We start from the raw sequence: 12,684 nt of genomic DNA on the forward strand, positions 1-12,684 counted from the left end.
TATAAATTGTGAAGTTCAGCAAAAATAGCATTATTTTCTGCCGCTTCAGGAATGATATTCATCAACCGCTCTTCAGCAGGGCATTCCAAAGTATTTCAACCGGGTGCAACACAATCCGGCCCGTACCATGTTCTATCTGCATACGGCAACTGGCGCCGGGAGCAGAAATTACTGTTTGCTGTTTGGCTTCTCTTACCGTCGGCAACAGCACCAGTTCTCCTATTTTCATGGAGACTTCATAATGTTCTTTGTCAAAGCCAAAAGTACCTGCCATGCCACAACAACCCGAAGGCACTGTTTCAACCGAATAATTCCGCGGAAGCGAAAGCATTTTTACCGTTGACGCTACAGATGCGGCCGCCTTTTGATGGCAGTGTCCGTGTAATAAAATTTCCAGTTTCTCATCGTTGAAAGCACTGCTGAAATCGAACCCTTTATTCACTTCCTGTTCAAGGAATTCATCCAGCATCATACAATGTGCTGCGAGCTTACGGGCAGCAGGCTGAAGGTCTTTTCCAACCAAATCGGGGTATTCGTCCCTGAAACCAAAAATTGCCGACGGCTCAATTCCGATAAGGGGAATTTCTGAATTAATGATGTCTTTAAATATCTCAACATTTCTAATTGCCAATGTCTTTGCTTTTCGAATCATGCCTTTAGAAATGGCTGCACGTCCGCTTTCCGGATGGTTGATTGTAAGAACAATATAGCCCAATGCATGGATTAACTGCACTGTTTTTATACCCGTTTCAACGTCATTGTAATTGGTGAATTCATCCATGAACAAATACACTTTGCCTTTGAACGTCATTTCAATTCGGGCATTCAGCTTGCTGATATTTTTGGCTGCCCATTTTTTCAGGGTTGTTTTTCCGAGTTTTGGTAATGACCTTTGAGCCGCAAATCCAAGAATATTCTTTATTATTTTCGATGAAAAATGATGCGTAATCAGATAATTATAAATGCCCGGAGCTATGGCTGCCATTTGATTCAATGTGTCAACACCAGCAACCATGCTGGTTTTGAGCGGTATGCCCCGGCTATCGTGAAAGTGCTGCATAAACTCACTTTTAATGCGTGCCATGTCTATACCCGACGGGCATTCCGTTTTGCAGCCTTTGCATGAAAGGCAGAGATCAAGTATATTATTGATTTCAGCGGAGCGCCAGGCGTCTTTCAGCTCTGATGTTGAGAAAACTTCTCGTAAAAGGTTTGCTCGTGCCCGTGTGGAATGATGTTCGTCGCGGGTAGCCATATAACTGGGGCACATGGTGCCGCCGATTTTTTCAGTTTTGCGGCAATCAGCAGAACCGTTGCATTGCTCAATGGCTCTCAGAAATCCCAGAGTACCTGAAAAATCGAAATATGTATCAATCTCTTGAAACCCTTTACCTGCATCATATCGCAGACAAGTGTTCATGGCTGGTGTGGCAGTAATTTTTCCGGGATTAAAGATGCTGCCGGGGTCCCAGGCACTTTTAATTTTCAGCAACAAATCATAATTATGATTACCAATCATCAACGGGATGAACTCGCCTCTGAGCCGACCGTCGCCGTGTTCACCGCTCAATGAACCTTTGAATTTCTTTACCAGGCGAGCTGTTTCAAGCGCCACAGTACGAAATTTTTCAACACCCTCTTCGGTTTTTAAATTCAGAACAGGTTTTGTATGAAGCTCTCCTGTGGCGATATGAGCGTAATACACGCATTCCAAATCCAGTTTTTTGAGCATCAATTGAAATTCCTTCATGTATTGTGGCAACACCTGAACATCAACGGCAGTATCCTCAATAACACTCACGGGTTTTGCATCTCCGAGGACGTTTGTAAGCAGGCCCAGCCCGGCTTTCCGTAATGAATACACCTTATCGATTTCGTTTCCTGATACAACTGGAAAATGATATCCATAACCGGCGGCACGCATATTTTTTTCAAGTTCCGCGGTTGTTTTAAGAATTTCATCTTTGGTATCAAATGCAAACTCAACAAGTAAAATAGCCGCAGGCCGGCCTTGAATAAAGAACATATTTTTTTTCTGACCAATGTTCTCTGCAGCTCTGTTGATAATGGTTTCATCAATCAGCTCAATAGAAACAGGATTCAGTTTGAGTGCAATCAGGTTACCGTTGAACGCATCTTCAAGTGATGAGCAGTGCACACAAACAAGCACATTTTCTTTGGGTGGGAGCGGAACAAGGTTCAGTTTAATTTCTGTGATGAATGCCAGTGTACCTTCGGAACCCGCAATGAGCTTACAAAAATTGAATTTTTCAGATCCGTCGGTGAACGGCTCGCTATCAAGCAACAGGTCGATTGCATAACCTGTATTCCTGCGGTGAAGGCTTTTAGCAGGGTACTGGTTTCGAATTTCATTTTGATTTTCGGGATTTGAAAGAATTTCGCGGATATTTCGGTAAATATTGCCTTCAAGCGTGTCCTGCAGGCATTTCGCCTTGAATTCTTCAAGACTTAAAGCGGCGAACTCCGCTTCACTGCCGTCACTAAGAATCGCATTTACCGAGATGAGATGGTCGCGGGTACTTCCATAAACCAGAGAATGGGCGCCGCATGAATTGTTTCCGACCATCCCGCCAATCATGCAGCGGTTGGATGTGGAAGTTTCCGGAGCAAAAAATAACCCATGCTCTGACAGCAATTTGTTGAGTTCGTCAGGCACGACACCGGGTTGAACGCGTACCCATTTTTCCAGGGGATTAATCTCCAGTATATTGTTTATATGTCGTGAGAGGTCCACCACAATGCCTTTTCCAACCACCTGCCCTGCAAGAGAAGTACCGGCAGTGCGCGGAATCAGCGAAATTTTTTCAGCAGCAGCAAATTGAATCAGGCTTCTTATATCATCAATATTTTTTGGAATAGCAACGGCGGCAGGCTTTTCGCGATAAGCTGACGCATCTGTTGAATAAATAGCGCGTGATGATTCATCGGTCAGCAACTCGCCCGACAGTTTTGAACGAAGTGTAATTAAAGCCTCAGAAATCATGCTTTGGTGTGTATCTATGCTCATAGTAAAATATTGAGAATGCCGTTTTGCAGAGCCTGAAGTTCTGCCATTCTTCTGCTAAATTATAATAATTATAGGTGCCATGGTTTGGCAGATGACGTTTATTAGCGTTAATTTTGCCAAAACCCTAAAAACAATTCATTATGGCATTCAGGCTGCTCGATAAAAAATTCTCACGAAAGTGGTTTCTCAACTATAGTATGATTGTTATCGGCTCTTTCATCATGGCGGTCGGTTTCGTTTATTTTATCTCGCCCAATAAAATCGTTCCGGGCGGTGTTTTCGGGATTTCCATTGTCATACATTATGTTACAAAAGGCTTGTTTGACTTTGCTCCAGAGGGTTTGCCCGTCGGAGTTACAAGTCTTATTTTAAATATTCCGCTGACCATTATTGGCGTGAAAATCTTAGGGCCGAAATTCGGAACAAAGACCGTGATTGGTTTCGTACTTTCCTCCGTTTTTATTGATTTGCTTACTTATTTTCAGGGCGATAAAGCGTTGGTTGAAAATGATGTGCTGCTATCGTCCATTTTTGGCGGAGTACTGGTAGGATTAGGATTGGGCTTGATTTTTCGTGCGAAGGCGACCTCGGGCGGTTCAGATATTATTGCTATGATTTTTGGAAAATACACCAAACTCCCTATCGGACAATTGCTGATATACGTTGATTCTGTTATTGTTTTGCTTGGGCTTATTGCTTTTCGCGACTGGAAAATTCCGCTGTACTCGTGGGTGGTCATATTTATTTGCGGTAAGGTTATAGATGCCGTAATTCAGGGTGTGAATTATGATAAGGCGCTGTTTATTATTTCTGATAAATCAGACGAAATTCGAGATGCGGTAATCAATGATCTTGGGCGAGGCGGAACCATGATTAAAGGAACGGGCATGTATAAAGGCACAGAGAAAAATATTATTTTTACTGTGGTGAACCGTAAAGAAGTAACCGAATTGCAGGATTACGTGCGAAAAGTGGATCCGAACGCATTTCTGACAGTGATTGAAGCTAATGAAATTCTGGGTGAGGGTTTCAAGCCATTGGTGGAGAAATAGAATTCAGTACATGAAGTGAAAGAAAAATCGCGGAAATGAAAAAATATATTCTTGCGCTTGATCAGGGTACAACGAGTTCACGGGCTTTACTATTTGATAAAAATGCCTGTGTGGTTGCGATGGCACAAAAAGAAACGATTCAGCATTTTCCGTTTCCGGGATGGGTTGAACAGGATCCGCGCGAAATTTGGGCTAACCAGCTTTTTGTAGCAAAAAAAGTACTGAAAGATTACAACATAAAACCCGGCGAAATTGCGGCAATAGGCATCACAAACCAGCGGGAAACTACTGTTGTATGGGACAAACAAACGGGAAAGCCCGTGTATCACGCCATCATATGGCAGGATAAACGAACTGCAGATTATTGTCATAAATTAAAACAAACAGGGCAGGAGAAATTTCTGAGAAAGACCACCGGTCTGTTGGCCGATTCCTATTTTTCGGCAAGTAAAATAAACTGGATACTGCGGCATGTTCCCGGCGCAAAACGCAGGGCCGCCGCTGGAGAATTGCTTTTTGGAACCATTGACACATGGCTGTTATGGAATCTTACGGGTGGCAATGTTCACGCAACAGATTATTCCAATGCATCGCGTACGCTCTTGTTCAACATTCACGAAAAAAAATGGGATGAGAAGCTGGCGGCTTTGTTTGACGTGCCTTTGAGTATGCTTCCCGTAGTCAGAGATTCATCCGGAGTATTCGGGAAAACGGAACGTAAAATTTTTGGTGAGGAAATTCTTGTTTCCGGCATTGCGGGTGATCAGCAAGCTGCCTTGTTCGGGCAGAATTGCCTTGAGGCGGGCATGGCTAAGAATACATACGGAACCGGCTGTTTTATGCTGATGAATACCGGAATCAAGCCGGTAGTATCCAAAGCTGGGCTTCTGACAACTATAGCATGGGGAATAGACGGGAACATTACCTATGCTCTTGAAGGCAGTGTTTTTATGGCGGGTGCTGTGATGCAATGGTTGCGCGATAAATTGAACATTATAAAAAATGTGGTCGATTCGGAAAAAATTGCCATGAATCTTGAGAATAATGGGGGCGTGTACATTGTTCCGGCATTTTCAGGATTAGGCGCTCCGTATTGGGATATGAATGCCAAAGGTCTGATAACTGGGCTGACTCAAGGCAGCAGCAGTGCACATATAGTTCGTGCCGCTCTTGAAGCCATTGCATATCAGGTTAAAGATTTACTGAATGCGATGGAGAAAGATTCCGGGATTGAATCTAAACTATTGCGTGTTGATGGCGGCGCTGCGGCAAATAATTTCCTGATGCAGTTTCAGTCCGACATTCTCGACAAACCAATTCACCGGCCGTGCAATGTTGAAGCTACTGCTCTTGGGGCTGCGCGGCTTGCCGCGATTGCTTGCGATTTTTGGAAAATCGGAAACAGGAATAAAGCTGAAGGAGCGGATACTGTCTTCAAACCGTCATTTACGGAAACAAAGCGCAGGCACCTGTATAAAGGGTGGAAGAACGCTGTTAGAAGCTCCCGATTATAAGTGTTAAACAAGCCTGGCTAAAAAATATTTTGAAATTTTCTTGCTTTCGGAAATTTATTAGTTGTATATTTGCATCGTTGTTTAAACAACCATTAAATCATTAGCAATATGTCTCAGATTTTTGAACACGAATTGTTTGATATTTTAACCGGCAAAATATCTACGGCGATTAATCGTGCGATGCTCAGGGCATTTGCTCAGGAGAACATTGATATTACCACTGAACAGTGGTCGGTGATGGCTTGTTTATGGAATAAAGACAAGGTCACTCAGCAGTCGTTGTGCATGCTGACTGAAAAAGACAAACCCAGTATTACCAGACTTATAGACAAGCTTGAGAAACGAAATTATGTAGTAAGAGTGTCGGATCCGACTGACAGACGCATCAATCTGATACATCTCACTGCAACCGGTGCCGCCTTGCAGCAGAAAGCAACTGAGATTGTGCAAAGGGTCGCTGAAACTACATTATATAATATCACTGAAAAGGAGTTGAATTCCTCACGTGAGGTTTTAAAAAAAGTAATGAAGAACCTTAAATAATTTTTTTACAAATACGGTTGCATAGACAACTATTGTTGAGTCAATTTAAATCTTTTGAAAATGAAAAGAACTGTTTTTATTGCAATTACAATGCTGTGGGTAATTCCATTGCATGCACAAAAAGTACTACAGTTGGAAGACTGCCGTCAGATGGCATTATCGCACAATATCAGTCTGCAAATGGCATCAGAAAATGTTAAGGCGGCCCATCAGCTGACACAGGCCGCATTTACCCAGTTCCTGCCCAATTTCTCAGCAATGGGAAGTTATTCATGGAACGAGAAAAATATTTCGCTTCTGGCTGAAGATGCCCTGTTGCCGGTCGGTACAAAAATGTCTGATGGCTCTTTCGGATTCACACCCGCCCAGGTTTCCAACGGATGGACACTTGTGAATGGTCAGCCCGTACCACTGGATGCCAGCGGAAAACCTTTTGATCCACATGCAAATCCTGACAAGATTTTGTGGAAGAATTACGCGATTCTGCCAAAAGAATCTATGGAATTTGATACAAAGAACATTTTTATCGGAGGAATAAGTATGGTGCAGCCTGTTTATCTGGGCGGGAAGATTCGGGAATTGTACCGCATATCTAAATACAGTGAACAACTGGCTGTTGCCAAACAGGAAAATCAAACTGCAGAGTTGCTTGTGGAAGTAGATGAAGCATACTGGCGTGTTGTATCACTTAAGAGCAAAGTTGACCTGGCCCGTGAATATCGCGACCTTCTGATGAAAGTGGATACCAATGTTTCCATCATGATAGCCGAAGGCACCGCAACAAAGGCTGATGCATTGCGCGTAAAGGTTAAGCTCAGCGAAACTGACATTTCACTTACAAAAGCAGAAAACGGACTGGTATTATCGAGGATGGCGCTGAATCAGCTTTGTGGAATGCCGGCAGATGATAATACCCCTCTTGCAGACCAGGAACTGGATATTCCGATAAAAATAGCGGAATTACCGGCCATTGATAAAGCCATCTCAAACCGACCGGAGATTCACATGCTGACGCAGGCGGAAAATATCGCGAAATCAGGTGAGCGGCTGATGGTATCGCGATTTCTTCCGAATATAGCGCTGACAGGAAATTATCTTGTTTCAAATCCCAATATGTATAACGGTTATGAGAAGAAATTTGCAGGGATGTTTAATGTTGGCGTAGTTGCCAATGTTCCGATTTTTCATTTTGGAGACAAGCTTCATACGCTGAAAGCAGCTAAGATTGAGCATTCTATTGCCAGTCTGAAACTGCAGGATGCCAAAGAAAAAATTGAATTACAAATAAGCCAGAGTTCATTCAGAGTCAATGAAAGTATCAAGCAACAGCTCGAAACCGAACATAATATAAGCCTGGCTGAAGAGAACCTGCGTACTGCAAATGAAGGGTTTGAAGCGGGTGTAATTACATCAACGGATTTATTGGGTGCGCAGGCGGCCTGGTTATCGGCAAAATCTGAAAATATTGATGCGAAAATTGATTCAAAACTCTGTACACTTTATCTTCAGAAGGCTCTGGGCAATTTAAAATAGACATGACAATATCAATAAGAATTCACGTAAAATCAAATAATTTATAAGCAATGAAAGAAGTAGCAGAAAAGAACCATAATCTCCGGTTGGCGCTGATAGGTTCAATTGTAGTAGTTGTAGTGTTGTTCATCATCGGTATTTATGTTTACAAACCGGAACCTCAGGTAATACAGGGTGAAGCCGAAGCCAATGAGATTCGCATCTCCGGTAAGGTTCCGGGGAGGATTAAACAATTTTTGGCCGAAGAGGGCGGACAGGTGAAAGCAGGGGATACGCTTGCAATCATTGACAGTCCTGAGTTGTCGGCTAAATTATTTCAGGCAACTGCTGCTGAGTCGGCGGCTATGGCACAAGACCGCAAAGCAAATAAAGGTGCACGTAAGGAACTGATCACAGGTGCTTATGAAATGTGGCAAAAGGCTGAGATAGGCGTTGACATTGCTAAAAAATCATACGACCGCGTCCAGCACCTGTTTGATAAGGGTGTGGTTTCGGCCCAGAAACGCGATGAAGCAGAAGCTCAGTACAAGGCAGCCGTAAACACATCCAACGCTGCGCGGTCGCAATACGACATGGCCATCAACGGGGCGGAATCTGAAGATAAGGATGCAGCTCTTGCAATGGTTGACCGCGCCAAAGGAGCAGTTCAGGAAGTTGAGGCATACATGAACGAGACCGTATTAATTGCACCCTCTGATGGCGAAATCTCCGAAGTATTTCCAAAATGCGGAGAACTGGTTGGCACCGGAGCACCTATCATGAACCTTGTTAATTTGAATGACATCTGGTTTACGTTCAGTGTCCGTGAAGATATGCTTGGTGATATGAAAATGGGCAGCAGCTTTACGGTAAAAATCCCTGCGCTGAATAATCAGACGGCAGAAGTAAAGGTATTCTTCATCAAAGCGCTTGCTTCCTATGCTACCTGGAAAACTACAAAAGCGACCGGACAGTTCGATGCTAAAACATTTGAAGTTCGCGCCAGACCTTCATCTCCAATCAAAGACCTGAAGCCGGGGATGTCGGCAATCATCGAAAAAGTTAATCAGTAATCACTTCAGAATTCACAAAACTAAAATCGACCAAAATGCTTTCTTTAAAAAATAGTAGTTTGATTGCCACGGTCGGACGTGAGTGGAAACGCATTACAGGAAGACCGATTTATCTGTTTTCTTCCGTTTTTGTGATGCTGTTCTGTTATGTATTTTTCCTCACATTTTTCAATCAGGGTTTGCCGAATTCGTTGCCTGCAGGTGTGGTAGACCTTGACAATTCTTACGTGACAAGAACATTTACACGTAATATAGATGCAACGGCGCAAACGGAAATTGTGCGTCATTATAGTTCATATACTGAAGCCCGTCAGGACATGCAGAGGGGGAATATCTACGGTTTCATTGTTTTTGGAAAAGATTTTGAGAAAAAACTGTTATCGAGTCGCCGCCCTGAGTTGACGTATTATGTAAATGATGCCTACTTAATTCCCGGCTCGTTGCTTCTTAAAGATTTCACGTACATGAGTGCTCTGGGTTCAGGCTATATTCAGCAACGGCTGCTGCAGGCACGAGGCATGAGCGATTACCAAATTATGAGCACTATTCAGCCCGTTGTCTTAGATTCGCATCTCATCGCCAATCCGTGGGCAAATTATGGCATCTACCTGATGAACGTTTTATTGCCGGGGGTTCTGCAACTGATGGTGCTGATGCTGACCATTTTTTCAATAGGTGCCGAGCTTAAAGAACGTACAAGCCGCAACTGGCTGCGCACTGCGAATAATTCAATGATTACGGCGCTTTGTGGTAAACTGTTACCATATACATTCATTTTTACATTGCTTGGCATCGGGGGGAATTTCATTTTGTACAGCTATATGCATTTCCCGATGAACGGCAGTCTGGCGTGGATGTGTCTCGCAACCTTTTTATACGTTATTGCTCATCAGGCAATCGGTATCTTTTTCATTGGCGTATTCCCTGTAATGCGCGATGGGATAAGCCTTGCGGCATTGTATGGTTTACTTGGTTTCACTTACGCCGGATTTACGTTCCCGATAGAGGGAATGCCATACACGGCCCGCATTTTTTCGAATATTTTTCCGATAAGGCACTATTTCAATATTTATGTGAATCAAGCTTTGAACGGGTCTGATATCCGCTATTCACTTATTTATTTTGGAGCCTTACTCGCATTTTCAATATTGCCGGTATTTGTGTATTACCGGTTAAAGAAAGCTGCCATCAAATTGAATTATCCAGCTAAATAGTTTTTCAATGAAAACAAATATGAAGCGTAGGTTGCTGAAGCGTACTACTGACGGTTTTTTTGAAACAATCAGGGTCATGATTGAAGAGTACCGTCATATTTTTCGTGATCCGGGTGTACTGATTATTTTTCTGGTCGCCTCGTTACTCTATCCGTTGATGTATTGTTCGATTTACAAAAATGAGACACTGCGCGATGTTCCTATTGCTGTGGTTGATGAATCAAATACTTCGTCATCGCGTGAATTGCTGCGCAAAATTGATGCGACACCTGAACTTAAAATCAGTGCGAGGTGTCTTTCCATGCAGGAAGCCCGTAATGCGTTTGACATGCGTAAGGTGCATGGTATTGTTTTTATTCCTGAAGATTACAGCGATAAAATTAACCACAATACGCAGGCAACGGTGTCGATGTATTCCGATATGAGCAGTTTTCTGTATTACCGTGCCATGCTGACCGCCTGCAATTACGCAGTGATGGAACAGGGCGACGATATACAAATCGAAAGGCTCAACAGTCAGGGAGTAACAGGCGAGAGTGCCAACATTGCAGCAAGCCCGTTACCGGGCACATCCACCATATTATTCAATGAAGGCGCCGGTTTTGCAAGCTTCCTGATGCCTGCGATTATGATACTCATTATTCATCAGACACTGTTTTTTGGCATCAACATGCTTGCAGGCACAACACGCGAAGAGAATCGGTTTCACCTGCTGATACCGCCCGGAGGGAAACGGAAGCTGCATCAGTTAATTCTGGGCAGAGCAGCCACATATTTCTCATTATATGTGGTATTGTCGGCGTATATTCTGGGTGTAATACCGCGCTTATTCGGGCTTCCTCACATTGGTGCTTTCACGGATATCATCTGGTTTATTATTCCTTTCCTGCTTGCCACAATTTTCTTCTCCATGACGGTTTCTATATTTATCCGTAACCGGGAGACCGGCATGGTTGTATTTCTGTTTGTTTCCTTGATATTACTTTTTCTGAGCGGATTCTCATGGCCGCGTTCCAACATCAGCGCATTCTGGATTGCATTCAGTTGGTTGTTCCCCTCAACTCCGGGGATACAGGCCTATATCAAAGTGAATACGATGGGAGCTGACCTAAGCATGATAAGTAAAGAATATATTGGTTTGTGGATTCAGGCAGGTGTTTACTTTTTAACAACCATTTTTGTTTACCGATGGCAGATTGCGGGCAGTCATAAAAGGTCTGCAGGCATTGCACTTCAAAAATTAAAGACAATGGTTGTAAGACATGAATCTGTAGAAAAAACAGAAAGTTAATCTTAGACGTAAGAAGTGTTGTGAAAAAACTGTATTATTTTATCCACGGAAGTGCCGTCAAATCGGCATTTCCGCCGGACAGGATGATGGCAATTTTCTTGCTCTTGAACGTTTCTTTGTTTTTAAGAACTGCAGCTAATCCAACGGCAGCGCTTATTTCGACAACTATTTTCATACGTTCCCAGATGAGTTTCATGGCTTCAATAATGTTATTTTCACTCACGGGAATAATGTCTTCCACATGATTCATTATGATGGGAAACGTAAGAGTACCGAGCGAGGTACGAAGTCCATCGGCAATAGTATCGGGGTTTACAGAAGGGACGAAGGTTTTATTTTTGAATGAACGGTACGCATCATCAGCATTAGCAGGCTCTGCAGCAATTACTTTGGTGCCTGCTGAAAAATAAAATGCAGAAAGAGCTGTCCCACTAAGTAATCCGCCGCCACCAACCGGTGCAATAATATAATCCTGATGTGTTGAATCTTCTATTAGCTCAAGAGTGGCAGTTGCGGCTCCTGCGATTATAGTTAGGTTGTCATACGGATGAATTTCAGTTGCGCCCGTATTTTTTATCACCTCAATTAAGGTTGATTCGCGTGATGCGAGATTGGGTTCGCACAATGTTACAGTACCTCCGTAGCCATTAACAGCGGCTATTTTAACTGGTGATGAGTCGGATGGCATAACAACGTGTGCTTTTATTCCCCTCAGCATAGCCGCACGGGCAAGTGCCTGCGCGTGATTCCCTGATGAGTGTGTTGCAACACCGTGTGCTAATTGTTCCTGAGAAAGAGAAAATACTGCGTTGCACGCGCCTCTTGATTTAAAAGCGCCGGCTTTCTGAAAATTTTCACATTTAAAAATCAGTGTAGCACCGGAAACCGAGTTCAGGTATTCCGATGAAAGCACGGGAGTGCGGTGAATCCATGGACGAATGCGTGCCGCTGCTTCTCGAATATCTGCCTCGCCCGGAGCGTTGATTTTCAAAATAAGTTTACTTGAGTTTTTTTATCACCTGATCGCAGGCAAGGCTAATCATACTAAAAACTTCATTGAACTGAAAACGGCCGCCGTAATAGGGATTGGGCACGGGTTTATTTTTGCCCGGCGTCACTTCGTTCATCAGATAATCGACTTTTTTCATATCATCGTCGTTGCGGGCCATGTATTTTACATTGTTGTAATCCATGGATTCCATCACGAAAATTTTATCAAATTTATCGAAATCGGTTTTTGCAAAAAGTCGTGCGCGATGGGCACTAATATCTATTCCATTTTCTTTGGCCACCTGTATGGCATGCGGATTGGGCACTTCGCCAATATTGTGCGGTTCGAATCCGGCCGTGTCAACTTCTGCCGTAAGTTTGTTTTCTTTTAATTTGTGATCAAGAATGCCTTTTGCCAGCGGAGAGCGACAGACATCGTTAAAGCAAACCATCAGGATTTTCATGAC

General features: G+C 43.3%; 10 protein-coding genes. 7 read left to right on the forward strand and 3 right to left on the reverse strand.

What is annotated here, in order from left to right; genetic code table 11:
- Positions 1-61 precede the first annotated feature (61 nt).
- On the reverse strand, positions 62-3,028 hold the full coding sequence (locus WCM76_07335; GenBank protein MEI6765438.1) for an FAD-linked oxidase C-terminal domain-containing protein: 2,967 nt from the start codon (positions 3,026-3,028) through the stop codon (positions 62-64).
- Positions 3,029-3,168: 140 nt separating this feature from the next.
- On the opposite strand from WCM76_07335, the gene WCM76_07340 reads away from it, so the two are divergent.
- The 7 genes from WCM76_07340 to WCM76_07370 all read left to right on the forward strand — a co-directional run bounded on the left by WCM76_07340 (position 3,169) and on the right by WCM76_07370 (position 11,227).
- Positions 3,169-4,080, forward strand: coding sequence for a YitT family protein (locus WCM76_07340; protein ID MEI6765439.1), 912 nt, complete (start codon positions 3,169-3,171; stop codon positions 4,078-4,080).
- A 35-nt stretch (positions 4,081-4,115) separates the two neighbouring features.
- A complete protein-coding gene (gene glpK, locus WCM76_07345; GenBank protein ID MEI6765440.1) occupies positions 4,116-5,594 on the forward strand; it encodes a glycerol kinase GlpK in 1,479 nt (492 codons plus the stop codon).
- A 108-nt stretch (positions 5,595-5,702) separates the two neighbouring features.
- Complete coding sequence (locus tag WCM76_07350; GenBank protein MEI6765441.1) at positions 5,703-6,137, forward strand: MarR family transcriptional regulator; 435 nt, start codon at positions 5,703-5,705, stop codon at positions 6,135-6,137.
- Positions 6,138-6,197: 60 nt separating this feature from the next.
- Positions 6,198-7,670, forward strand: a complete 1,473-nt coding sequence (locus tag WCM76_07355) for a TolC family protein (GenBank protein MEI6765442.1) — start codon at positions 6,198-6,200, stop codon at positions 7,668-7,670.
- 50 nt (positions 7,671-7,720) lie between these two features.
- Positions 7,721-8,722, forward strand: a complete 1,002-nt coding sequence (locus WCM76_07360; protein ID MEI6765443.1) for an efflux RND transporter periplasmic adaptor subunit — start codon at positions 7,721-7,723, stop codon at positions 8,720-8,722.
- 35 nt (positions 8,723-8,757) lie between these two features.
- Entirely contained in the window at positions 8,758-9,936 is a 1,179-nt protein-coding gene (locus WCM76_07365) for an ABC transporter permease (GenBank protein MEI6765444.1), read from the forward strand.
- Between the two features lie 7 nt (positions 9,937-9,943).
- Positions 9,944-11,227: an ABC transporter permease gene (locus WCM76_07370; protein MEI6765445.1), complete on the forward strand. Its 1,284-nt coding sequence runs from the start codon at positions 9,944-9,946 to the stop codon at positions 11,225-11,227.
- A gap of 34 nt (positions 11,228-11,261) precedes the next feature.
- Here WCM76_07370 and WCM76_07375 read toward each other — a convergent pair whose 3' ends face one another.
- Complete coding sequence (locus WCM76_07375; GenBank protein ID MEI6765446.1) at positions 11,262-12,218, reverse strand: pyridoxal-phosphate dependent enzyme; 957 nt, start codon at positions 12,216-12,218, stop codon at positions 11,262-11,264.
- A gap of 7 nt (positions 12,219-12,225) precedes the next feature.
- Positions 12,226-12,681, reverse strand: coding sequence for a low molecular weight protein-tyrosine-phosphatase (locus tag WCM76_07380; protein ID MEI6765447.1), 456 nt, complete (start codon positions 12,679-12,681; stop codon positions 12,226-12,228).
- Positions 12,682-12,684: the final 3 nt, after the last annotated feature.

Source organism: Bacteroidota bacterium (genome assembly GCA_037133915.1).
Classification (GTDB): domain Bacteria; phylum Bacteroidota; class Bacteroidia; order Bacteroidales; family CAIWKO01; genus JBAXND01.